This window comes from Promicromonospora sp. NPDC060204 (assembly GCF_042728455.1).
GTDB lineage: Bacteria > Actinomycetota > Actinomycetes > Actinomycetales > Cellulomonadaceae > Promicromonospora.
Map to the genome: position 1 here is coordinate 1 of NZ_JBHWZO010000044.1, position 23,070 is coordinate 23,070.

Genomic DNA, 23,070 nt, shown 5'->3' on the forward strand with positions numbered 1-23,070 from the left:
GTCCCGGGAGCGCTCTCGCGAGTGCGGGAGCTGGTGAAGCCTGCGAGAGATAAAGTTCGAAAGAAGCAGTATAGAGAACGCTGGTGGCAGTTCGCGGAACGTGCTCCTGGTCTGGCCAAAGGGCTAAGAGAATTAGACTCTGTAATAGCGATCGTGCTAACGAGTGACACGATAATGCCCATCAGACTACCTTCTTCGGCGATTTTTAGTAACTCGCTCGGGGTATTCCTCTTCGATGATTACGAAACTTTGTGCTTAATGAGTTCATCGCTGCATCAGTTGTGGGCGATGCGCTGGGGGTCTAGCCTTGACGCAGCAACTCGCTATACGCCATCTGACGTATTTGAGACACTGCCCAGACCGTCTTCGACTGAACGCATGAATGAGCTTGGGTGTGAACTTGACGAGAAAAGGCGCGGCATCATGCTTCGTCGTCACCTGGGCTTGACTGGGCTGTACAAGCTGGTAAATTCTCCGACGACGAGAAGTGATGCCGATATTGACAGTATTCGGTGGCTCCACGTGCAGATCGACGAGGCGGTGATGGAGGCGTACGGCTGGACGGATGTCCTGCTCGACCATGGCTTCCACAGCTATCGACAAATGGAACGGTGGACTGTGACGCCTGCAGCCCGCGTCGAAATTCTCGACCGGCTGCTAGAGGAGAATCACCGGCGTGCCGCACTTGAGGTGCAGCCTCAGCCTAAGAAGCGAGGCAAGGGCCTTGAGGAGTCCGAAAAGCCCGAGGGAGCGATGTTCTAGTGGCTGATGCATCCATAGTTACGTCCGAGCAAGTGCGCGGCGAGCTGCTTGAGTTGCTCAGACGCGATCTCGTTGGCCCGTGGGGTGGGCCGACTGAAGAGATCATCGGAACTCCCCGCGCGCGCTACCTTGCTGGTGCACTCGCTCCGATCTCGCTGCGCGACGGTCCGACGCCCGAAGCTGCCAATGTGGGCGAAGCTGCGAAAACGCTCGACGATGTCCGTAGCGACGAGTCGCTTGCGGTGATCGATCTGTCTGGTGCCCACGAGACGGCAGGCGTGCCCGTCGACGAGGATCGGTCAGCTGGCGAGGCTTCCCAGACGGAGCCCGACGAGGACCGTGGACCCGAGTCGAAGATCATCGCACCCTCGTCCATGGGCCTCCGCTTTCATGTGTCTGCGGACATTGGAGTTCTGCGTTTTACTGCACAGTGGGGGCGTTACCGCGGCCGCCGTGAGACCAATCCGGATACCGGTCGCCAGCAGACGTATTATGATCGTGAACCGTTCTGCATTCCTGTCGAGATTGACCTGGCCAGCATCCCCAACGGTGGATCACACCGCGCAGACCTAGGTGACGATGTCGCCATTTCAGTTGAGGTCTTCGAGCACGAGGGCCGCCGCGTGGTCGAGGCTGCTCTACTCAACACAGCTGTCACCGGTCGCGAGCTGCCGCCGAAGCTGTGGCTGTTTCAAACTGAGCTTGAGGTCTCAGCTGCCAACGATGCGCCGGTGTTCTTGCCGGCGCGCGACGCGCTCGCGCGCGACCGCGCCTCACGCGATCCTGAGGTGCGCCGACTAGATTTGCTCTACCGCGACCGGCTTGAGTTCGCGATCGGCCGCACAGCCTCGGCGACTTGGGATGTCGCTGCCGGCGCTCCGCGTCGGGCTACCTCGGTGCGCACGAGCTGGCTACCAACCGCCGAGGTGCCCCAGACGCGTGCGCCGGAGGTGCCCGGTGCTGTGCTGAGTATGCGGGAACTTATCGAGTCCACACCTGCCCAGCTCCGTGAGGGCCTCCTGCCGCTCGTCGATGCCTATGCCGGCTGGATCGCGAAGCAGATCGTTGGGAACGCGGAGCTGCCCGAGCACCTCCGGCAGCAGGGCGACGTCGGCATCGACGATGCGAAGGCCGCCCTGGACCGACTAAAGCTCGGACTCGATCTGCTTGAGACAAGCGAGCACGCGCAGCGGGCCTTCTGGTTCATGAACCGCACGATGCGTGATCAGCGTCTGCGCTCGCAGGTCGCGGGGCTTCGCATCGAGCAGAAGACGCTGAAGTTCAGCGAGGCGATGGCTGAGGTCGAGATGCGCGGTGATAAGGCGGCTTCGTGGTACCCGTTTCAGCTCGCGTTCATTCTCATGCAGATGCCCGCAGTCATCGACCCGACACACGTGCGTCGCTCCTCGGATTTTCCGCGTGCCGAGCTGCTGTTCTTCCCCACAGGCGGTGGCAAGACCGAGGCATACCTCGGACTTGCGGCGTTCACGTTCGCTATTCGACGTCTACAGGGGAAGGTCGAAACACCGGAGGGGACGCTCGACGGCGGAGATGGCGTCGCCGTGCTCATGCGGTACACGCTTCGCTTGCTCACGTCGCAGCAGTTCAACCGCGCCACGACTCTCATGTGTGCCGCTGAGCTCGTACGCCGGGAAGACCCGACCACCTGGGGCACGACACCGTTTCGCATCGGGCTCTGGGTCGGGTCGAGCGTCAGCCCGAAGCGGTACGCTGACGCGGCGGAGCAGGTCAAGGATGTCCGTGACAGTGAGGGCAATTCCGCCTACGGCCTCTCGGTGCTGCAATTCGACCATTGTCCGTGGTGCGGTGCGCCAATCAATCCGAAGGCGAATGTCGAGGCCGACGGCGTCGAAAAGCGCATTCGTGTGTACTGCGGCGATCGCCGCACAGGCTGCCCGTTCGCAGCGGGAGGCAGCGTGATTGATGGCCTGCCTGTGCTCACCGTGGACGACGAGATCTACCGGCATCCGCCGACATTCCTGCTCGCCACTGTCGACAAGTTCGCCCGACTCGCCCGGGAGGGCGAAGCTGCGAGTCTCTTCGGCTACGTTTCGAAGAGGTGCCCTCGGCATGGCTACAAGCACGTCGACACCGAGGCGAACGTATGCGGCGCGGACCGGCACAACATCACCAAAGCGAACGGCCGCACCTACCCGGCTGTGCAGGTCGCCCCAGCAGGACGACTGCGCCCGCCGGACCTGATCATCCAGGACGAGCTGCACCTGATCACAGGCGCCCTCGGCACCGCCGTCGGCCTCTTCGAGGGCGCAATCGACGTGCTCTCAATGTGGGAGCTCGGAGATGAGGCATCCGCGAAGCCTGTAAAGCCGCTCGTCATCGCGTCCACTGCGACAGTGCGCAAGGCTGGCGAGCAGGTGCAACGGCTCTACGCGCGCGATGTCGAGGTGTTCCCGCCACAGGTGCTGTCGGTGAGTGACACCTTCTTTTCAAGAGAGGTGCCGCTTTCGGATACACCCGGCCGCCAGTACCTCGGTGTCTGTCTGCATGGCGCGCGGCTCACACTCGCCGAGATCAGGCTCAGCGAGATCTTGCTGCTCGCCGGACAGCAACTCTTCGACGCCCACGGTGCCGCCGCCGAGCCGTACCTCACCCTCGTCGACTACTTCTCGGCCACGCGCGAGCTCGCTGGCATGCGGCGCTACCTTGAGGATGACGTCACGACCCGCGTCAGCGGCCCCGATAAGGCGACGGGTTATCCGCGACGACGCACCCCGTTGCGACTCGGGGAGCTGACTTCGCGCATCTCGTCTTCGGAGATCAGCCGCACGCTCACTCATCTCGCGTCGCCATTCGATGCAGCGCTCGACACGACCATCGGCCGTGCGCAGATTGCCGCGAAGCTCAAGGCCGGTGAGGCGCTGCCCTACCGCGAACTGCCTTTCGACGTCGTGCTCGCGACGTCAATGCTCCAGGTCGGTGTCGACGTGCAGCGCCTTGGACTCATGCTCGTTGTCGGACAACCGAAGAACACCGCCGAGTACATCCAGGCATCCTCGCGCGTCGGCCGTGACGCATCTAGGCCTGGGCTCGTCGTCACGCTTGCTAATCGGTCGCGCCCCCGCGACATGGCTCATTACGAGCAGTTCGAGCATTACCACGACACCTTCTACGCGAATGTTGAGGCGCTCTCCGTGACGCCCTTCTCTGAGGCATCCCTCGAACGCGGACTCACTGGGCTCATCGTGTCAGCGGCGCGCGTGCTCGACGCAGGTCGACCGTCCGGGGAGTCGCTCTCGCCTGACTCGACAGCCGGCGCCGGGCGCATCGCGCACCGCCGGAAGGCAGTCGACGAGCTTGTCAGCAGGTTCATCGAGCGTGTGGCTCACGCCGGAGACGACGACGCAGCGAAGCTCGCGGAGAGCAAGCTCGTTCTGCGACTCGACGAGTGGACCGAGCGCGCCGACGTCCATGGCGGTGGTCTCACCTATTCGCGCAAGACTCTGCCCAAGCGGCACGTCGTGCCGCTGCTCGTGAGCCCTGAGGAGTCGCTCAGCGAGGATGGCGATCGCCTGTTCCAGGTAGCCAACTCGATGCGCGAGGTGCAGCCCGAGATCGACTTGCTTGTCTCACCGTTTCCCGACAAGCTGGCCGAACCTGTCACCGCCGCGACGCCGAAGTGGACGTTCGCCCCAAAGAAGGGCGCGATGTGACCGACGACCTCCCGACCGTTCCCGATGACGCCTCCGTGGGTGTTGCCGGCGACATCGCCGATCCCTTCGTCGAGACTCCGAAGAAATCGCGTAACCGCGCTCGTGTCGGCTCGATCCGGCCCAACGCGATGCTCTACACGTCGGGAATCGGGTCGTCCGTCGATCTGCCACACCTCGCTGTCATGCCGCAGGGTACCGACGCCTGGGACAAGGCCTACGACCGCATGGGCGGCGAGCCCGAGCTGGTGCTCGTACCGCGCCTGCTTGAGGCGGTGCGCCGCCAGATCGGTCAGCAAGTCGGCGAACTGCGTCAGCCGCCGTGGCTGCCTGACGACATCGGCGGTGACTCGACGCCTATCGGCATTCCGACCCGCGTCTTCCCTCAGTGGCTACGCTGCACCGGATGCGACCTGCTCGCCTCGGTTTCGCAGGGCGTCTTCGAGTTCGAGAACATCCGCAAACACCGCCCTGACCTCGCCCGCTTTATGCATCGCAAGTGCAAGGGCCGGTTCAAGGGCGAAGGCCGTGATCGCGTCGCTGTGCCTGCCCGCTACCTCATCGCTTGTACCAGCGGCCACCTCGACGAGTTCCCGTACAACGATTGGGTGCACGGTGCGGACGGCAACCGTACGGAATGCGTGCCGAACCCGCAGTTGCGGATGATGGAGTGGCGGTCGAATCTCGGCCCGCAGGTATCAGTCAAGTGCGCGCAGTGCGAGACAACCCGCAACATCGCCGAGCTGACCCGCGGTGGCGGCGAAGCATCCCTGCCCCTGTGCCGCGGACGCCACCCGCACCTGCCGACTTTCGCCTCTGTCGACGAGCCGTGCAAGGGTGAGGTCCGGCTCATGCTGCTCGGCGCTGCGAACCAGTGGTTCCCTGCGACGATAAGCGTGCTCGTGCTGCCTTCGCGCAAGGAGCCGAAGCCGACTGATGTGGTGGCTGAGGTGCTAGGGCTGCCGCCGGCGCAGCTGACGAAGTTGACCTCGCTTGAGCAAGTCAGCGGTTGGCGACAGTTCGCTCCCGAGAGCATGACTGCGAAGTTCGCCGGCATCTCCGGCGAGGACCTCTGGAAGGCGATTCGAGTGGCGAAGGGCGAACTTCCGCCGTTGAGCCCAGCAGCTGCCGGGCCGGTCGGCTACGACCCCAACCATCTGCTCGTGCCCGAATGGCGCACCCTCACCCACCCCGACCAGTTCCTTGCCGAGGACCGGCGTAACGGTTTCAAGGTGCATCCGGTGCCCGTGGCATCCACCCTCGGTTCGGTAGTGCACGAGGTCGTCGCGGTCGACCGCATTCGCAAGGCGAACGCGTTCATCGGGTTTACCCGCATCGACGCGCTCGACCGGGTCGGTGACGACGCCGCGCGCATCGCGCCGATCGCGATCTCAGGTAAGCCCACGTGGGCGCCGGCGACGGAGGACCGCGGTGAAGGAGTGTTCATCCGGTTCTCGGAGCACGTCGTCGACGCGTGGGAGGCCGGCGTGCTGCAGAGCGACGTCTGGGCGGCACACGTGGCCGCGCACGAGCGGAACATCGAACGCCGCCAGAGCACTACTGCGGTCGCGGTCGATGCTGAGGAGCGGATGCCTCCGCCCCGGTACTGGGCCCTGCACACGATCGCTCATCTCCTCATCCGCGAAATGGCGATGTCGAGTGGCTACGGCTCGGCGTCGCTCTCAGAGCGGATCTACGCGTGGCGAGAAGATGACAACCGCGAAGCTGCGGCGGGGATCCTCATAACGACGACCTCGCCCGACAGTGAGGGCACGCTCGGCGGGCTCGTCGACCTCGCCCGAACTGATCGGCTTGCGGAGGTCATGCATGAGGCGCTGCACCGCGCTCAGCGCTGTTCGTCCGATCCCATATGCGCGCACCGCATGCCCAAGGACCAGGAGGACTTCCTGCACGGCGCGGCGTGCCACTGTTGCGGATTCCTGTCGGAGACGTCGTGCGAGCGGGCGAACAGGTTCCTCGACCGGCGCTTCGTGCTTGACCTTCACTCTGGCTCGCTCGATGTAGCGCCGCTGCTCGCCGGTGTGGCGCTACAGACTTGGATCTGACATGGCCGGGGCGCTAGAACTGCTGGCGCGGGCGGTGTCGCCGTCGATCGCGCTCAAGATCGCCTCAAGCCTTGAGATCGACGGGAGTCTACTGAAAGCTGCTGCCAAGCTCCCCGATTCAGCCAAGCCGTTGCTGCAAGCGGCGTTCGACGAGGTCGGGTCAATTGCCCTTGCCGACGCATTGCGAGGCTTCGCCGCCGCGGCCGCCGCGAACCGGATCGACATTCGGGCTGTCTGGAGCGGGCCGACGTTCCCCGGTGACGGCGACCACACGACTGCCGCGCTTGCGCACCTCGTTGACGAGGCGACCGAGGAAGTCTTCGTCTCGACCTACTCGGCGAGTTCCAGCTCGCTGTACCTACGAGCTCTTTGGCGTTCGGTCGCTCGCGGCGTGAAGACGACCGTGCTACTTGATCCGAACCTCAATGGGGGCAAAACTGCGGCTTGTATCCAGGAAAAGCTCGTCGGTGCACGCTTCCTCGGCTTCAAGCCTGGTCCCGATGGCGGCATTCAGCACTCGAAGGTCGTCATCGTCGATTCCCGCGCCGCGTTCATCACCAGCGCAAACCTCTCCGAGGCTGCCCACGAGCGCAACCTCGAATCTGGCGTCATTATCCGCGAGCCGGCCTTCGCCTCCACTCTGAGGCAGCGATTCTCGGCGCTGTACACGGAGGGCTACCTGTACCAACTCAAGACCTTGGAGGGTGATCAGGGTTGAGCAGCCGGGGGTTGGTAGCTCTTCCCGGCTACCTGACCTGGGGCGGGTGAGGGGCAGGACCGTGAATGACGACCGGCGCGGCCCTGACGCAGTCGGCGCTGCTGGATCACGTGGTGCGAAGCCGACGGCAATGTTCTGGGTGGAGTCGATTAGGGCACTTCTATGTCTGTCAAGCGGAAGTGGCCAGCGCGTCTCTCCAGGTCAGGAGATGCCCGGCTCGTCGAGCCGGTCTGGGCGTGCTCGACGACGAGCTCACGCCGGGTACTCTCGTCGTCCTAAGCTGCCGGTGGATATCGGGGATGCGGGGCGCTGGTCGGATGGGCTCGGCGCGGGCGGCGCGCAGGCTGATGGGCTCTCGCCGGTACGCCAGGCCTTGACGGTGCGAATCTGCATGGCTGTGAGCGGTCCGCGGGGCCTCGATGTCGAGGTCGAGGGCGCATAGCAGTGCGATCAGCGCATTTGCCGTCGTGGTGCGTTCGACGAAGAGTCGGTCAGGCGCTGGCCTCGGTGAAGTGCGCTGGGGCCTGGCGTCCGAACGGGTTGGTACCTTTCATGCTCACAGGTCGGGCGCAGTTGTCCGGGTTGTGATGGAATGTAAGCCTCGTCCCTCCGGCGTCAGGAGCGTAGGTGGTGGTGCCGCTCGACCCGCAGTTGGGCTGTCTTCCGTACCGCGGGGACGGGCAAGCCTCGGCCTACTCCGTCTCGGTCGAGGAGATGCGTGCCCAGTTCGCGGTCAACGGCCTGCGAACGCGCCAGATGGATCGATTCGAGGCCTGGCTTGAGGACCTATCGCACGTCGAGATCGAGGGGCGGGTGTGGGTTGGCGGAAGCTTCGTCACCGACAAGGAGGAGCCGTCCGATGTCGACGTGGTTCTCCTGTGCGACCCGCATGAGAGTGGGATGTTGACCCGCGCTAAGCGGAACCCTTCCCTCTGGACCTGGCAGGACGTCGCAGTGTCAGACCCTGCGCCTATGGTTATCTCGCGAATACAACCCTACGGCGGAGCTGTGGACGCTTTCTTTGCCCTGGCCATGCCTCACCACGTGGCCACGTGGGAGAATCGGTGGAACACCTGCTACGTCGATGAGAAGCCGACCGACCGGCGCAAAGGGTTTCTGGAGGTGACGCGATGACCACGGCTGAGCGTCATGACCTCACGCTGCTTCGCTCCGCGCTTCGTGAGACCACGGGCGACCCAGAGATCGACGAGTTCGTCCAGGCGTCACTCTTCGCGGGCATCGCCAAAGACCCCGAAGCAGTTCGAGTTTTCCGTGAAGAGACAGCACCAGAGCAGGTGGTCGTCGACTTGCACCTGGAAGGCGGCGAAGTAACGGAGCATTCGACGAACGCGGGCCGCTTCGCTCGATTCGTTCAGCGCATCAGTCAAGCGACGAGCGCGGTTGCCAAGGATGTTGCAGGGGCTGCTCGCTACCCAGAGAACCTTTTGATCGACGCACTTGCGCCAGGTTCCGTGCGTGTAGTCCTGCGCGCGCCCGGCATTCCTACGGACAAAGGTCGGCCGGCATTCGAGGATCTTCCTGTGAGTACTGCCGACTCAACGGCCTTGCGACGCATTGCAGGCATACTTACGCATGCATCGACGACGTCAGACGCTGCAGACGACGAGCTGCTTCCTGCTTTGGTGCGAGAGCTTCCGGCAAGAGCTAGGTCACTGCTTGAGTCGGCAAGCACCGAGATGCTCAAGGCAGGCTGGGAAGTTGCCGGTACTGTGCGCCAGCGCCGGTATTCCGAAGAGGATGTGACGGTAACCCAGCGCGGTGTGGCGCGGCTAAAGAGCGTGCTTAAGTTCGCCCCAAGCGACCCAGCGCGCGAGTCGATCGTCGGTACGATCGATGGTTTCAAGTATTCGCTTGGGGTGATCTATTTCAGCCCAGCTGATTCTCGCCGGGGCTTCTCGGCAGTAGTGCACACGGACGCATTGCTCGTGCGCGTAGTTCGACTGTCGCAACAGAAGGACTTGGACGTAGTCGCGACATTCGAGATCGTGACGGAGGGCGGCGCGGAGGATTCGGTGCGCGTATATCGCACTTTGGTCGACGTTCGTGAGGCGGGAGCGCAGGGCAAGCTTGGCGTCTAGCGGTTGCATGCTTGAGCCCGTCTGCTCCTTGCACCGACACCCACAGCGACTGGAGCGCCCGACGATTGCGGGCGTCCGGTGTCGGTCATCCGTGACGGGATCGCGAGTTGAAACACCGACTCGCGGCCCTACATCTTGCGCTGGAGTTGACCCATCGCTCGTATGACGAGGCGCGGGGGGCGTTCTCGACCACCGCGCGCGTCGCGGTGCCGGACGAGACACGCAACGACTCGCAGATGCCTGCTACGTTCCGCTCGGATTCATAGACCAACCGCGGCAGCTGTTCCTAGTGGCACGCAGCAGGCGCGCCCCGTCCCGGCTAGACTAGAAACCGCAGAATTTCAACGATCCAGCGCCTCCGAACCACATGGTCAACTTCTAGTTGCTCCGTGACCGTCGTGAGGTCGGCGCGAGGCTCTGCTCACCAGGTCCTCTAGGTCCTGCTCGCGGTGTCAGCGGCCATGCACTCCGCACTGCGTGACGCGCTAAAGCCCGGAGCACCGCACCGGCGAATCACACCTTCGGCGCCGGCTCTTTTGAGGTCAATCTGTCCTTGAGAGCTGCCTCGACGACGCTGCGCTCGACGGGGTACTCTGCACTGAGGAATGCCTCCAACGCCTCGGGTCGCATCAAGCTGCGCCGCTTCATGGACTCGACGATGTCCCGCCCGGTGATGAACACGACCGGATGCTGATCCTCACGGATCTCGGTGTACGCCTGCGGGCTGATGAACGACGTCGTCACGAAGACGCCGAACTCCCGGTGCTTGAGCCGTGAGATGAGGCGGCTGATCATCTTCACGCCAACACCGGTGTCGAGCCCGTAGCACTTGGCTTCGAGCGCGAATTGGAGCCTGACCGGGTCTGTCAGAGGACCCAGCCGATACGTCCCGAGCGCGTCACGGCCGCCGTCCCGGCTCGGGCGGGTGACCTCGACTGCTTCGACGTTGCTGTCGAACCGTGCCCAGACACTCGCCGCGAAGTGCTCGAACTGGATCGGGTCGTGGCTGAAGTGTTCGTAGATGGTTTTGAGGATCCACAGGTCTGCAGCCAGCGGGAGCTGCTCCTCCTTGGTGCGGATCGCGATCGTCCTCGGTGCTTCAAGGGTGCGGTAGGACCGGCTCTGCACCCAGGCCCGCCACTCTGGTGGGCAGGCGTCTCCGAGCGGGTCGCGCGCGAGGATCTGGTCGATCCATGAGCGGGTGATGGTTGGCGTGTTCAGCATGGTGAAGTGGGCGCGGTAGTTCTGGAATCTTAAGTCCCGCGTCGTGCGCCAGACCGCGACGAGTTCCTCGTCGCTTTCCAGGCGAGGTGAGCCCGGGGCGAGAAGCCCGCGGAAGACGACGTCCCTGCCCGACGACTTCTGGAACAAGAGGAGGGGCGGCACCGCTGCTCTGTCGGTAGCGCCGCCGCGCGACCAGTCAAAGATGTCTCGCAGGAGGAGGTTGCCCTTCCTGTGCGTCTCGTGGAGACCGCGTCCGGGCTTGCGGTTGTCGCCGTAGTACGTGAAGTCGCCTGTGGTCGGGTCGAGCTGGTCAGGCCAGTCCGTCTCTTCGCCCGAGGTGTACAGGACGACGAGACCTACATCGTGCTTGTCGACGCTGCCCTTGTATCGGAAACCACCCTGGTTGCCCACCGGGAGGAGCTTTCCGATGGGATCGTCTCCCATGTTCCCCTTCGACCCACCCTGGTAAACCCTGTCCAGCACGAGGTCGGCCATCTGGAGATCGGCGAAGAACACGCTCTCTGACATGCCGTAATGCTGGCACACGGGTCGTGAACAGCGTGGCAGTGATCGGTCTAGCGCCCAGCACCGCGAGGCGCTGTTCAACTCACCTCACCCGCACATTCACCCCGCCAGCTAGCCAATCGGCCAGTCCTCCATGGTTACGCTGCGCCGCGTGACACCAGACGACCACCGCCCGAACACGGCCAGCACCACCTTCGCGGCAGCGTACGACTTCGGGCCCGCACAGTCGGACTACGCCAACCTCCTCCGCAGCATGCCGCAGGTGCGGAGGCTGAAGACGCTCGCTTGGGTGATGCTCGCGCTGCTCGCACTTGCCGTCCTGATGGGCTTCTTCCTCGTCCACGACGACGGCCAACCTGCCCTCGACGCGCCAACGCTCCTGCCATTCGTCATGGTCGCCGCCCTGACCACCCTGGTCGCCTTCGGCTACGCGCCCTTCGGCGGCCGGTCCGCCTGGCGCAAGTCGCAGAACCGCGAACCCGTGCACGCGACGCTGGACAGCGAGGGCTTCCGTCACGAGGGCCCGAGTGGCAGCCAAGCCTTCACATGGAACGTAGCCACGCGCGCCCTGGAGACGAACGAGGCGTACTACGTCTATGTGCCCAACGGACTGGCCTCACTCATCTACTGGCTGCCCAAGCGGGCAGTGCCCCTTGGGGACCAGGCAGTTGTCCGAGCTCACATCCAGGCCCACGTCCCGCGGTACCTGGTTCGCTGAGGCGGAGTACGACATCACGAGCCGTGGCCACGGGGCAGCCGCCGAGGCACCCACCCCCGACTGACCACCCCCACCAGCTGCGGCGGCACCGACTTCCGCGCCCACGCCCGGAACACCACGTACATCACCACCACCAGCACCCACCGCAGCACCGCCGCACCACTACTTGCGGCCGGATCGTCGCAGAACGCCGTCGCCGAGCTGTCATTGAGCGAGTGCACCACCATCACCAGTGCGATCCCGCCCAGCGCACCCCACGTACCGCGCCATCCGTACAGGTGCCACAGCCGCCAGGCGATCGCCGCGGCGATGCCGGTCCACAGCCAGTGCAGCGGCGAGACGGTGAACACCCGGAAGATCTGCTCCTGCACCACCGCCGCGGGCGTGGCGTCCAGAACACCTGTCCCGCAGAAGTTCGGCCCCGACGCCGACGCCGTCTGATACGCGTACTGGGTGGTCTCGGTGATCGCGAAGCCGAAGCCGGAGGCAAGGCCCACCGCTATGCCGGCGCGCGGGTCGCGGTACCGGCCCACCACGAAGAGGAGCAGCGGCACCAGGAGCTTGGTCCCCTCCTCGACGACGCCGACCCACGCTGTCGCCGCCGCGATCCCGGCGTCGTTGATGATCCACGAGTTGATGTTCGCCGCGACCAGCAGGACGGCGCCGCTGGTACCGACGGCCACCGCCAGGACCGTGACCGGGCCGACGACGTCGTCCAGCGCGAGCTGGCGGTTCACGAACCGGTAGAAGGCCCAGCAGACGCCGGCCATGCCGAGCAGGCTGGCCACGCCCATGACGTGGATGTTTCCCGACGACTGGTACACGACCGACCCGGCCATCAGGACGACGACGGCCGCCACGAGGTACCAGACCCACGGGCCCCAGAACTGTCCGTGGAAGTGCCGACCGCGTGCTGAGGCCGGGCCGCCGTCGGCCACCTCGCCGGTCCAGGCGCGGCTGTCCCAGAATCGCTGCCGGGCCGCGCGGGTGCTTGGGTCCGGGTACCAGCCGGCGGCGGGGACGCCGTCCCGGGGTCGGGCAGCGACGAAGGCACCCGCCGTGCCCGCCAGGAACAGGATCGCGCCCACCACGACGAGTGTCATGACTGGAGAGAACCAGCAGAGGTGGTGGACCGCCATCGGAAGCAGGACCACGAGCCGGCGAATTCCCGTGCAACGCCCGCCACCACCGACCTACAGTTCAAACATGGTGAGCAGCACAGGCGGGTACCAACCCCGCCCACTCAGGCGGGAGTTGTCCTGAGACGAGGTACCCATGGCGTTCCGACGCTTCTACCGCCGCACCTTCCTGAACCGCCGCGGCCACCACGCCGGCGCGTACGCGCTGGCCGACATCACCACCGAACCTGGATACACCGACGACGATCAGGCCAAGCGCGTCCGCGCACGCCTGACCATCGCTGACTGCGGCCGCGTCGTCACGCTCGACCTCGACGCCGACACCCCGGCCGAGGCGCGCAACGCCCTGCACAAGGCCCGCCTGCTGCGCGACATCCTCGACCAGTCCGTCGACGCCCTCGAACGGGCCGTCGACGACGCCGGCCTGTCCGGCAGTCGGGAAGGGTGAGCAAGGCGCCCTGACGATCGAGCGATCAGGATTCCGCGGCACTAGAAGCGGAAGACGTCCACTACGCTCCGAGCCGTGACCGTCTACCGGATCCGACAGGACCTCGCCGTTCTCCTTGTTCTGCCGATCCCGATTCTCACGGCCGCAATCTCGCTGGTGCTGATCACGACGCAGCAGCCGGTCCTCGTCGCGCTGGCCGTCGTCTACATCGCCGTGTCCATGGTGTTGGCGATCCGGATGTACCGGCGGGTGCGCAATAGGACGCTCACGGTCTCGGAGTCCGGCGTGACGGTCCAGCGCGACGCCTACAGGATCGAGGCGCCTTGGTCCGAGGTGGTGGGGATCGACCGTAAGCGTCGCCAGGGCCTTCTTGCTGACGAACTCGTGCTCGCCAACCCCGTCGTCACCTTCGTCGACGCGGCGGGCAAGCCGACCCGCGTCCCCAAGGCAGCCGCCGGCCACCCGGCCCTGCAGCGGATCCAGGTCAGCTTCTACGACAAGAGCTGGCGCGAGGGGCCGATCGGCGATCGTCTGAGGGCTCTGCTGCAGCCGTCGTCGTAGAGGCATGGTGTCTGGCGACCGGAAGGGGTGGACACACCCGCCTCGCCGAGAAACCCGCGCAGTAACGCTCTTACGATCGAGATGTCAGGAATCCGCGGCAACAAAAGAGAGCCGCGGGCGACGCTCGACGAGGAGCGATCATGTCTGATGAGACCCACACGGAGACCGACCCGCTCACCCGGCTGAGAGAGATCACCTCGGCCCGTGCCGACGGCGACGTGCTCGACCAGCTCACGGCGGCCGGACTGGTCGACCTGGGGGAGGGGCGACCCGTGCGCGACGTCCTCTACGAGGCCGAACGCGACGGCACAAACCTGGCCGCGACCTTCGTCGAGGAGGAGGACGAGGACGCCACCGCCCTCGACATCACACCGATCGGGCAGCTCAACCCACGCCAGTCCCGCCGCAGGCTCTCGGCCGGGCGGGTGCTCGGCATGTACGTCCAGGACTGCCTTATCAACACCGAGGCGGAGCCCGCCTACCACCGGCTGCCGAGCTTCTCCTCGCACAACCCGTACCACATCGTCTATCTCTTCAAGTTCCCGCCGAACCAGGCACGCACCGTCAACGTGACCCTCCAGGTCTTCTCGGCGGGCACGGTGCGCATCTCGGGCACGAACAGCCCAGCCGTGCTCACCGTGGGGCAGAGCTCCATCCCGCTCACGGTTCCGGTCGGCGTCAGGACGACGAACGAGGGCTTCGCGAGCATCTTCATCCAGCGCAACGGCGAGGTCGGGTTCGACTGGTTCTCTGCCGTCGTCTTCTGACGAAGTCCGTCCAGAAATTCCGTTGGTGCCGTGTCGCCTGCTCCGGCAGGCTGCACTGGCATGACCCGCGTGCGCCCCACCTGGCCCGACCTGCCCGCCTCGATCCGGACGGCGATCGAGGCGCGCCTCGGCGCGAAGGTCACCTCCTGGGTCTCGCACGACGGCGGATTCTCGCCGGGCCTGGCCAGCGTGCTCACGACCGAGCGGGGCCCAGTCTTCGTCAAGACCGCCGCCCCCGGCCAGGCCAGGGCGCTGCGATTGCACCGCAAGGAGGCGGCCAAGGCCGCCAGCCTGCCCGCGGGCGTGCCGTCGCCCGCTTTCCTGTGGTCGCTCGACGTGTCGGACGACGGGGGGAGCGCCGACGTCGTCCGGCCGGACGACGGGGACACCGCCGTCGTTGGTCCCGACGCAACAGCCGGCCCGGACACGCCCGCGGAACCCGAGCAGTGGGCCGTCCTCGCCTTTGAGCCCGTGCACGGCCGCGCGGTGCGCACCAACCCGTGGGACCTCGACGACGTCGGTCTGCTGGCCCGCCTCGCCCTGGAGATCGGTGAGCATTCGGCGCCCGACGGCGACGTGTTTCCCGACCTCGGCGACCACACCTGGCCCGAGGCGCAGGCCTTGGCCGACGAACGTCCGCAGGGGCTCGCGACGTACGACCCGTGGTTCGCCGAGCATGTCGACCTGATCGCGCAGGTCGCCGCCTCCGATCGGCAGGCCGAGGCGTTCGCGGGCGACCGGCTGGTGCACGCCGACTTCCGGGCGGACAACGTGCTGATCCTCGGCCCGGACGAGCAGCCGCGGGGCGTCGTGGTCGACTGGCCGCACGCAGCGCGGGGCGCCGCCTTCCTCGACCTGGTCGGCATGCTGCCGGCCATGCACGCGCTGGGCGGCCCCGCGCCGTCGGAGGTGCTGGAGCGGACCCCGCTCCCGGTCGGAACCGACCCCGAGGCCGTGGTGACCTGGGCCGCAGTGCTGGCCGCGTACTTCGTGCACGGGTCGCTGCAGGAGCCGCCGCCCGGCATCCCTCACCTGCGCCAGTTCCAGCGGGTGCAGGCCGAGGCCAGCATCGGCTGGCTCCGGGAGCTGATACGGGCGGGCTGAGTGTCAGTGGCTCCGCGTACGTTCCTCGCCATGGGTACATGGAGCACCGAGATCCTCGGCAACGACAGTGCGATGGACGCGCTGGGGGCGCTCGCGGACCGCCAGCTCTCGTTCGCCGACCTGGCCGACGAGCTGCGGGGCGACTACATCGAGAGTGACGCCGGCGCCGCCGTCCTCGCTCTCATCGAGGTGGCGCTGGCCGCGCGCGGGCTGCGCGAGCTGCCGCAGGCCGACGCCGTGGATGCGGCCCGGGACGTGCTCGACGACGAGCGTGCCGCCTGGCTGCTGGAGCAGACGGACCGGGTGCTCGGTGCCGGTTCCGAGGTCTACGAGCTGTGGCAGGAGGCCAGCGAACAGTCGTTGCGCGAATGGCTCGGCAAGGTCGAGGCGTCGATCGAGGACCTGCGGCAGGCCCTGGGGTCGGCCGCACTGGTCGGTGCAGCAGGTGGGGGTACCGGTGACTGACCGCCCCGACCTCGAGGACGCGGCAGCCGACGACGACGAGGACCTCGGACCGAAGCACCCGGCTTTCGCCGCGCACTTCCGCGACCTGATCTACGACGACCAGGGCGATGACTTCGCTCCGTTCGGCAACGACGAGGGGTGGGACACGGTCGTCGAGGCGGCAAAGCGGATCGACGAGCTGGACGGCAGCACCACCCTGGCGCAGATCGACCCCGAGTGGTTCGAGGACGAGGCTGCCGTCGTGGCGGGCCTCGGCGAGGACGACGTCGACATGGTCGACTTCACCATCGGCGCCGGCTTCGCGCTGCTGCGCCTGACCGGCCAGATCGACGACGTCGGCCGCAGCTGGGTACTGCGGGCGCTGGACGCCCGCGACCGGGTCTACGGACCGCAGCCCCAGACCGAGCGGATGCGGGCCGACCTGCTGTCCTTCCATCCACGCTGAGATCCGACGTCAAGAGCCCGGCAGCGCGGACGAGCGTCGCGGGCGCCCCGGGGCCTCACTGCGGGTCGAGACCGAAGTGCTTCCGCACGGTCGGGTCCTTCTCGATGATCAGGTCGACGACGTCCCAGAACCGCGGAAGCCACTCGTGCTGCAGCGCCTCTTCACGGGAGAGCTGAGCTCCCCGGAGGGCGTTCGAGCAGTCACCGGGTGGAGTCACGAGGGAGCACGCGTAGCCGTGGCCCTCGATGAAGCCGTACCGGCAGCTGAAGGTGACGCGGTCACCGACCACCGTGGTCGGGCTGTCGGGGTCGAACTGGTCGTCGAGGATCACGTCGATGTACGCCTCGTGCTCCCCGCCGTGGTGCACACAGTCGGCGTAGAAGATCGCGAAGGCCCCGGTTACCTCGTGGTTGACGAACCCTGTGACCCGCTCGTGCAGGCTTCCGCAGTCACAGGTGTGGGTCGCAACGTCGTAGTCGGGGTCCAGGAGCAGGCTCACGGTGAGCACCGTACCGGGCCACCCCACCAGGCCGAGGTCACGCGTCCTCCCTCAGGCCCGCGGCGAAGGCGACACGGCTGCTGCGCCAGTTCGAGGGCCAGACCTGGGGAAGCAGGTCGAGGAGCTGGCTTCGCTGTGACTCGGTGGGAAGCGCGAACTGAGGCATGGCCATGTTGCGGCCGAGCGCGGCGAGGTCCGGGTCATCGTCGAGCATGATCTCCAGGTCGGCGATCGTCTCGTCCCAGCCGCTGCGGCCGCGCTTGAGCCACCACGCCCGGCGTCGGAGCTCGGGTGCGGCCGAGGTCGTCAGCGGCCATAAGTCGTCGTCGGACCAGGCGGATGGCACCTCCAGGAGCGCCTCGGAAGCGAGTCGCGCGACGCGGGCGGTGCCGGTCCGCAGGGTGTGGAGCAGCAAGGGCGCGTCGGTCGCCTGCGTGTCATTGGCGAGCAGGCGCAGGCCGGCCTTCTGCAAGGGTGGTTCAGCGCTGCGGACCAGGTCGAGCACTACCGTGTGGTCGACGCTGCCCCCGGCCTCGACCAGACCGCGGTAGGCGCGAGCGCGCATCCTGGCTGGTCCGGACATCTGTGTAGCGGCCCGGTACACCGCGAGCGTGTCCCTGCCCTGCTCTTGCCACCGCTGGCGCGCCCACATGCGCACCAGTTCTCCGGGGTCGACCAGCAGTCTCTCGACGTCGGCCGGTTGGAGCAGGTCGGCGGACAGCCGGACGAGCCCGAGCACTCGGCTGTGGGGAGACCGGTCGTGCAGGAGGGCGCTTGCGATGACGTCGGGTGCCGCGGTGTCGGCGATGGAACGAGCGAGAAGACTCTGCACCACGCGGTCGTGCTCACGCGAGAGGGCGGCGACGGCGTCGCCAGTCACCAGCAGCCCATTGATGAGGCTCTGCTTGAACGCGGCGCGGCGCACCTCCCGGCTGGTCGACAGGCGCAGCCGCGACCACAGCGCAGCCTCTCCATGCACGGCGGACAGCGCGTGCAGATAGAGGGGCAGCACCTCGGCGCCGCGCACGCGTCCTTCGATGAGCTGCAGCACGGGCATGATGTGGTCCGCCTGTGCGAGCGACGTCCTGCCGAGCAGCGCCTTGACGGCAGCCTCTCGGACGGGTCGCACGTGGTCGCTCAGGCGGGCGGCGAGCATCCGGTCGGCCAGTACGGCGTCCAACTGCGACAGGAGGTGGACCGCGGCCTCGCGCACGTGGCCGTCGTCGTGCATGCTCGCCAGCGCCGCGCCGACAGGCCCGGATTGACGAAGTGCGCGGGGGTTCCACGTCGATGACGGCCCGAGGGTGTTCCCGTACCGCCAGCTTCGCGCCGCCTGATCGACCTGGAGCAGCTCACGCGCGGAGATCGACGACAGCCAGTCCTCCAGCGCTGCCGTCGACATGGCACCGCGAGAATGGACGGCGGCCAGTCCGTCGGCCAGGCGGTCCGTGATCTCGGAGGTGGCAAGCACGCCGTCATGATGTCAGCGGTCAGAAGGGACGGACGAACGAAATACCGGCACCGTCACGGTCGCGCCGCCTCCCGCGGCAGCACCCGCGCGACCAGCACCAGCCCCACGCACGCGACCAGCGCCACGACCGACGTGACGATCCACGGCAGGCCCGGGTCGACGCCGAAGGTGGCGGCGAAGACGCCCGGGGCCGCGATGTTGGCGAGCGCGAAGCTGTACTGGAACCACGACAGGTACGTGCTGCGCTGGCCGGGCGGCGCGGCGTCGGCGGCGTAGGCGAGCGAGCGCGGGCCGTGCAGCAGCTCGGCGACCGAGTAGACCAGCACCGACAGCGCCAGGCCCGGGATGATCAGGCTCGCGGGCGCGAGGCCGAGCGCCGCCGTGCACACGCCCCACACGGACCAGATGATCCCCGCGATCACCATGACGGTGACGCGGGAGCGGCGGCGGGTGAGCCGAACAGCGAGGGCCTGGCCCAGCGCGTTGAGGATCGTGTTGATCGCGAGAAGCGGTCCGACGACGGCCGCGGGTGCCGCCAGGCCGTCGACCACGTACACGCCGAGGCCCGACCCCAGGATCGTGCTGCAGAACGCGAACAGCGAGGCCACACCGATGAGGCCGAGGTACGGGAGCGTCGGTATGCGGTGGGCGCGAACCGGGGTGGCGGCGTCCGCGGCGCCGGTCCGTCGGCCCGAGCGATCGCCCAGGAGCAGGACCGCGGAGACCACGAAGCAGACCGCGTTGGTGCCGATCGCCAGCAGGTACGGCAGGTCGCCCGGGATGAGCAGGAGGGCGCCCGCCGTCAGCGCGCCGAGCGCGTAGCCCGTGGCCTGCACCATGTTGGTGAACGCGAACCAGCGGTCCTTGTCCTCGGCGGGGCCCGAGTCCGAGGCGTCCGCGATGACGGAGAAGACCGACGACCAGAACGCCCGCTGCCCGATCGCCGCCACGAGGGTGCAGGCGGCGACGGCCGGCAGGTCGCGGGCGATCAGCAGCCCGCCGAGTCCGGCGGCCTGGAGCACCTGCGCGGCGATCAGGATGTTCCGTCCGCCCAGCCTTGGCACGATCTGGCCGACCAGCGCGGGCACGACCAGCGCGACCGCGAAGGTCGCCGAGAGGGTGAGTCCGGCCTGCTGGAGCGGGATGTCGGCGACGCGGGTCAGGAAGAGAAGGAGCAGCGGGCCGCTGATGCCGGTGCCGATCGAGTCCACGCCGAGGGCGACCGCGAGGGGGATGTGACGGCGAAGCTCGGGCAGGTCGAACACGGTGCGGGTCTCCAGACAGGGTTGGGGCGGCGGCCCGGGACGGGCCGGTATCCAGGGGGTCGCTGGGAAAGGGTCTAGGCCGTGCTCTCCCGGGTGGGGTTCGAGCGGGGCGCGGTTCGAGGAGGGGGGGTGGGGCGAGGCTCAGGCCTGGCCCCGAGCGGGGCGCGGTTCAAGCAGAGTGGGTCGAGGTTCAGGCCCGGCCAGCAGAGCGGCGGGCGCCCGGGCGGGGCTCACGCTCTGCCCGGCGGCAGTACCGCCCGCCGGTCCTGACGGCGGAGCAGCACCGCCGACGTCGTCCCGACGAGCGCCGTCGCGGTCAGCACCCCGGCGATCGGCGCGGCGTCGTGCAGGCCGATCAGGCCCGCGACCGGGGCGATCAGCCCCGCCGCGGCGAAGGTGCCGAAGCCGTAGAGGGAGGTCGCGGTGCCGGCCTGCGCGGACTGGTCGCGCAGCGCGCGGCCCGCAGCGCCCGCGAAGCAGCCGCCGCAGCCCGCGACGAAGAGCCACAGGCACGGGAGCAGTCCGGACAGGCCGGCCCCGGCCCGTTCCAGCGGGACGATCGCGAGCGCGGCGACGGCGGTCAGCGCCGCGAACCCGATCAGTACGGGCGCGTTCGGACGACGCCGCTGCAGCGACGCGCTGGCCTGCACCCCGACCACGAGGCCGAGCGAGTTGGCCAGGAACACCGCCGCGAACTGGCCGGCAGTCAGGCCGTGCACGTCCTGGAGCAGGAGCGGCGACGCCGCGACGTAGGCGTAGACGCCGGCGTAGGTCATCGCGCCGAGCAGGGTTGCCGTGCGGAAGCCGGGGTCGCGGAGCACGGCGCGGAGGCGGGCGCGGGTGCCGCGGTCGGCCGAGCCGTTCCGGTCGGCCGAGCCGCCTCGCTTCGCCGAGCTGCCCCGACCGGCCATGCCGCCCCGAACGGTCAAGTCGTTCCGCTCCGCCGAGTCGTCGGCGTCCGCCCGACCACCCTGACCCACCATGTGCGTCTCCGGCACCACCATCACCGTCACCACGAGCACCGCCGCCGAGAACGCCCCGAGCACCCCGAAGATCCCGCGCCAGCCCACCAGCGGCAGCAGCGCCGCGCCCGCGACCGGCGCGAGCAGCGGGACCGTCGTCGTGATCAGGGTGATGCGCGAGACCAGGCGCACGAGCCCGGGTCCGTCGCTGACGTCCCGCGCGATCGCGAGCACGAGCACCGAGCTGCCGGCGGCCGCGACACCCTGGACGACGCGCAGCGCGGCCAGGGCCTCCAGCGTCGGGGCCGCCGCGCACGCGACGGTCACTGCCACGTGCAGGGCGGAGGCGAGCAGGAGCGGCCGGCGTCGTCCGACCCGGTCGCTCCACGCACCCGTGACCAGGTTGCCGAGCGCGAGGCCCACGGTCATGCCGGCGAGGGTGAGCTGGACGGCGCCGTCGTCGGCGCCGAACTCGCGCTGCAGCGCGGGGAAGGCGGGGAGGTAGAGGTCGATCGAGAGCGGCCCGAGCGTCGTGAGCAGCCCGAGCGCCACGATCAGCAGTCCCGTGCGCCGCACCGTCGCCGCCTTCGTCATCATGCCCCCTGCACATCGTTGTACACCACCGTCAGCGGTTTGCCGGTGTCATGGTTGCCTACGGCACCGACACCGGTCAACCCATTACGCTGGTGTCATGCAGCTCGAGGAGAACGGCTTCGACACGTGGGCGCCGCCGTCGCCCGGGCTCGTGCGCGACTTCGTGAACAGCTACGAGCCGCAGGAGGACGCCGAGAGCCTCGACAGCGCGACCGCCCTGCGCGACTGGTTCGCCGCGCGCGGGCTCGTCCCGGCGAGCGCCCGCATGACGGCGGACGACGTCGCCGCCGCGCGCCGGATCCGCGAGGGACTGCGCGCGGTGCTGCTCGGCCATGCCGGGCACGAGGCGGACGACGACGGCGCGGCCCGTCGTGCGCTCGACGCCGAGCTCGCCCACCTCCCGCTGCGCGTCTCGTTCGACGCCGACGGCGGGCTGCGGCTCACCGCCGCGGGCAGCCCCTTCGAGCGCGGGATCGCCGGGGTGCTCGACGCCGTCCGCCGCAGCGAGGCGGCCGGCGAGTGGGAACGGCTCAAGGTCTGCGCGCGCGACACCTGCCGCTGGGCGTTCTACGACGCCTCCCGCAACCACGCGCGGCGCTGGTGCTCCATGGCGGGCTGCGGCAACTACATCAAGATGCGGCGGCGGTCGGGGGACCGTGTGCAGGCTTAGCGCGGCCGGACGGTTGGCCCCGTTGTCGCCCCGGGAGCGACCCGCTCGCCCGGCACACCGAAGCCCCGGGTTCTGCCAGGATGCCCCCGTGACCAGTTACTTCGCCCGGTACCAGGCCGGCGAGCACGACGACGTGTGGCGCGACCTGCGCGCCCTGGGACTGACCGCGTTCGACGAGCCGCACCGCGAGGACGCCCAGGCGGTGGCCCGCGAGATGGCGACCCGGGCGCGCCGGAACGTGGAGACGATCGTCGACCGGCTCCAGGCCGACGGGTTCGTCGCCGCGCAGAACGACGACGCGATGACGCCCCGGCCGGCGCATCTCCCGCCGTCGGACGGCGCCGCCGACCTGGCCGACTGGCTGGAGGAGACGTTCGCGCCGTTCCCGATGACGGTGTCGGCGTGGATCCGCCAGGTCGGGGACGTCTGGCTCGTGGGCGAGTACCCGCGGTGGCCCGAGAGCGTGCTCGCGGACCCGCTCGTGGTCGAGTTCGAGCACGTCGCGTACGGGGGTGGCGCGCGCGAGTACTTCGAGACGGAGCTGACGGGCTTCGGCCCGGACGCCGACCCGAGCGACGACTACCAGCTCGACTTCGCCCCGGACGCGCTGCACAAGGCCAACATCAGCGGCGACGGTCCGTACGGGATCCAGCTCCCGGGTGTCGGCGTGGACGGGCTGGTCGGCCCGACGCTCTGGTTCGTCGACGACCTCAACAACGCGTTCGCGGCCGGCGGGTTCCCCGAGGCCCTGTACCCGGAGGGCTACGTCGACCCGCCGGAGGGCCTGCGCGAGGGCCTGGCCCGGGACCTGCTGCGCCTCTGACGGCGGCGGCACCGGACCAGTGCCGCCTCGGAGCGCGACATCGGTTCGGCGCGCCG

20 protein-coding genes and 1 pseudogene are annotated in these 23,070 nt (G+C 67.9%); 15 read left to right on the forward strand and 6 right to left on the reverse strand.

Annotated features, from left to right (window positions below):
• The 6 genes and pseudogenes from ACFWEJ_RS08190 to ACFWEJ_RS08215 all read left to right on the forward strand — a co-directional run.
• Window positions 1-762: pseudogene (locus ACFWEJ_RS08190) on the forward strand (SAM-dependent DNA methyltransferase); the annotation flags it as partial.
• A gap of 32 nt (window positions 763-794) precedes the next feature.
• A complete protein-coding gene (gene drmA, locus ACFWEJ_RS08195; protein WP_377228703.1) occupies window positions 795-4,454 on the forward strand; it encodes a DISARM system helicase DrmA in 3,660 nt (1,219 codons plus the stop codon).
• A complete protein-coding gene (drmB, locus tag ACFWEJ_RS08200) occupies window positions 4,451-6,517 on the forward strand; it encodes a DrmB family protein (protein WP_377228704.1) in 2,067 nt (688 codons plus the stop codon). Before drmA ends, drmB begins: the two co-directional genes overlap by 4 nt.
• 1 nt (window position 6,518) lies before the next feature.
• On the forward strand, window positions 6,519-7,235 hold the full coding sequence (drmC, locus tag ACFWEJ_RS08205) for a DISARM system phospholipase D-like protein DrmC (RefSeq protein WP_377228705.1): 717 nt from the start codon (window positions 6,519-6,521) through the stop codon (window positions 7,233-7,235).
• Between the two features lie 630 nt (window positions 7,236-7,865).
• Window positions 7,866-8,369, forward strand: coding sequence for a DUF6932 family protein (locus ACFWEJ_RS08210; RefSeq protein WP_377228706.1), 504 nt, complete (start codon window positions 7,866-7,868; stop codon window positions 8,367-8,369).
• Window positions 8,366-9,334 (forward strand): hypothetical protein, encoded by a 969-nt coding sequence (locus ACFWEJ_RS08215; RefSeq protein WP_377228707.1) that lies wholly within the window; start codon window positions 8,366-8,368, stop codon window positions 9,332-9,334. The genes ACFWEJ_RS08210 and ACFWEJ_RS08215 overlap by 4 nt, the downstream gene beginning before the upstream one ends.
• Before the next feature lie 513 nt (window positions 9,335-9,847).
• Here ACFWEJ_RS08215 and ACFWEJ_RS08220 read toward each other — a convergent pair.
• Window positions 9,848-11,086, reverse strand: coding sequence for a restriction endonuclease (locus ACFWEJ_RS08220; protein WP_377228708.1), 1,239 nt, complete (start codon window positions 11,084-11,086; stop codon window positions 9,848-9,850).
• 148 nt (window positions 11,087-11,234) lie between these two features.
• Here ACFWEJ_RS08220 and ACFWEJ_RS08225 point away from each other — a divergent pair, with 148 nt between their 5' ends.
• A complete protein-coding gene (locus ACFWEJ_RS08225; protein ID WP_377228709.1) occupies window positions 11,235-11,801 on the forward strand; it encodes a YcxB family protein in 567 nt (188 codons plus the stop codon).
• 14 nt (window positions 11,802-11,815) lie between these two features.
• On the opposite strand, the gene ACFWEJ_RS08230 is transcribed toward ACFWEJ_RS08225, so the two are convergent.
• A complete protein-coding gene (locus ACFWEJ_RS08230; RefSeq protein WP_377228710.1) occupies window positions 11,816-12,904 on the reverse strand; it encodes a PrsW family glutamic-type intramembrane protease in 1,089 nt (362 codons plus the stop codon).
• 172 nt (window positions 12,905-13,076) lie between these two features.
• On the opposite strand from ACFWEJ_RS08230, the gene ACFWEJ_RS08235 reads away from it, so the two are divergent.
• The 6 genes from ACFWEJ_RS08235 (at window position 13,077) to ACFWEJ_RS08260 (ending at window position 16,730) form a co-directional block, all read left to right on the forward strand.
• Entirely contained in the window at window positions 13,077-13,388 is a 312-nt protein-coding gene (locus tag ACFWEJ_RS08235) for a hypothetical protein (protein WP_377228711.1), read from the forward strand.
• A 75-nt stretch (window positions 13,389-13,463) separates the two neighbouring features.
• A complete protein-coding gene (locus ACFWEJ_RS08240; RefSeq protein WP_377228712.1) occupies window positions 13,464-13,949 on the forward strand; it encodes a hypothetical protein in 486 nt (161 codons plus the stop codon).
• A gap of 140 nt (window positions 13,950-14,089) precedes the next feature.
• Window positions 14,090-14,716: a hypothetical protein gene (locus ACFWEJ_RS08245; RefSeq protein WP_377228713.1), complete on the forward strand. Its 627-nt coding sequence runs from the start codon at window positions 14,090-14,092 to the stop codon at window positions 14,714-14,716.
• 60 nt (window positions 14,717-14,776) lie between these two features.
• Window positions 14,777-15,820 carry a phosphotransferase gene (locus ACFWEJ_RS08250; protein WP_377228714.1) on the forward strand — a complete coding sequence of 348 codons (1,044 nt, stop codon included), beginning with the start codon at window positions 14,777-14,779 and terminating at the stop codon, window positions 15,818-15,820.
• Between the two features lie 30 nt (window positions 15,821-15,850).
• Entirely contained in the window at window positions 15,851-16,285 is a 435-nt protein-coding gene (locus ACFWEJ_RS08255; protein WP_377228715.1) for a DUF4259 domain-containing protein, read from the forward strand.
• Window positions 16,278-16,730 (forward strand): hypothetical protein, encoded by a 453-nt coding sequence (locus tag ACFWEJ_RS08260; RefSeq protein ID WP_377228716.1) that lies wholly within the window; start codon window positions 16,278-16,280, stop codon window positions 16,728-16,730. Before ACFWEJ_RS08255 ends, ACFWEJ_RS08260 begins: the two co-directional genes overlap by 8 nt.
• Window positions 16,731-16,785: 55 nt before the next feature.
• Here ACFWEJ_RS08260 and ACFWEJ_RS08265 read toward each other — a convergent pair whose 3' ends face one another.
• The 4 genes from ACFWEJ_RS08265 to ACFWEJ_RS08280 all read right to left on the reverse strand — a co-directional run bounded on the left by ACFWEJ_RS08265 (window position 16,786) and on the right by ACFWEJ_RS08280 (window position 21,524).
• On the reverse strand, window positions 16,786-17,229 hold the full coding sequence (locus ACFWEJ_RS08265) for a hypothetical protein (RefSeq protein ID WP_377228717.1): 444 nt from the start codon (window positions 17,227-17,229) through the stop codon (window positions 16,786-16,788).
• 37 nt (window positions 17,230-17,266) lie between these two features.
• The gene (locus ACFWEJ_RS08270) at window positions 17,267-18,700 is read right to left on the reverse strand and encodes a hypothetical protein (RefSeq protein ID WP_377228718.1); all 1,434 of its coding nucleotides are present in this window, start codon (window positions 18,698-18,700) and stop codon (window positions 17,267-17,269) included.
• 53 nt (window positions 18,701-18,753) lie between these two features.
• Window positions 18,754-19,965, reverse strand: coding sequence for an MFS transporter (locus ACFWEJ_RS08275; RefSeq protein WP_377228719.1), 1,212 nt, complete (start codon window positions 19,963-19,965; stop codon window positions 18,754-18,756).
• Window positions 19,966-20,195: 230 nt separating this feature from the next.
• Complete coding sequence (locus ACFWEJ_RS08280; RefSeq protein WP_377228720.1) at window positions 20,196-21,524, reverse strand: MFS transporter; 1,329 nt, start codon at window positions 21,522-21,524, stop codon at window positions 20,196-20,198.
• Window positions 21,525-21,618: 94 nt separating this feature from the next.
• Between ACFWEJ_RS08280 and ACFWEJ_RS08285 the strand changes: the two genes are divergently transcribed.
• Window positions 21,619-22,191, forward strand: coding sequence for a CGNR zinc finger domain-containing protein (locus ACFWEJ_RS08285; RefSeq protein ID WP_377228721.1), 573 nt, complete (start codon window positions 21,619-21,621; stop codon window positions 22,189-22,191).
• Window positions 22,192-22,279: 88 nt separating this feature from the next.
• The gene (locus ACFWEJ_RS08290; RefSeq protein WP_377228722.1) at window positions 22,280-23,014 is read left to right on the forward strand and encodes a hypothetical protein; all 735 of its coding nucleotides are present in this window, start codon (window positions 22,280-22,282) and stop codon (window positions 23,012-23,014) included.
• Window positions 23,015-23,070 lie beyond the last annotated feature (56 nt).

Coding starts and splice junctions, on each gene's coding strand:
- drmC (WP_377228705.1), top strand. CDS start 6,519: ATGGCCGGGGCGCTAGAACTGCTGGCGCGGGCGGTGTCGCCGTCGATC.
- ACFWEJ_RS08285 (WP_377228721.1), top strand. CDS start 21,619: ATGCAGCTCGAGGAGAACGGCTTCGACACGTGGGCGCCGCCGTCGCCC.
- ACFWEJ_RS08215 (WP_377228707.1), top strand. CDS start 8,366: ATGACCACGGCTGAGCGTCATGACCTCACGCTGCTTCGCTCCGCGCTT.
- ACFWEJ_RS08230 (WP_377228710.1), bottom strand. CDS start 12,904: ATGACACTCGTCGTGGTGGGCGCGATCCTGTTCCTGGCGGGCACGGCG.
- ACFWEJ_RS08280 (WP_377228720.1), bottom strand. CDS start 21,524: ATGATGACGAAGGCGGCGACGGTGCGGCGCACGGGACTGCTGATCGTG.
- ACFWEJ_RS08235 (WP_377228711.1), top strand. CDS start 13,077: ATGGCGTTCCGACGCTTCTACCGCCGCACCTTCCTGAACCGCCGCGGC.
- ACFWEJ_RS08245 (WP_377228713.1), top strand. CDS start 14,090: ATGTCTGATGAGACCCACACGGAGACCGACCCGCTCACCCGGCTGAGA.
- ACFWEJ_RS08255 (WP_377228715.1), top strand. CDS start 15,851: ATGGGTACATGGAGCACCGAGATCCTCGGCAACGACAGTGCGATGGAC.
- ACFWEJ_RS08250 (WP_377228714.1), top strand. CDS start 14,777: ATGACCCGCGTGCGCCCCACCTGGCCCGACCTGCCCGCCTCGATCCGG.
- ACFWEJ_RS08220 (WP_377228708.1), bottom strand. CDS start 11,086: ATGTCAGAGAGCGTGTTCTTCGCCGATCTCCAGATGGCCGACCTCGTG.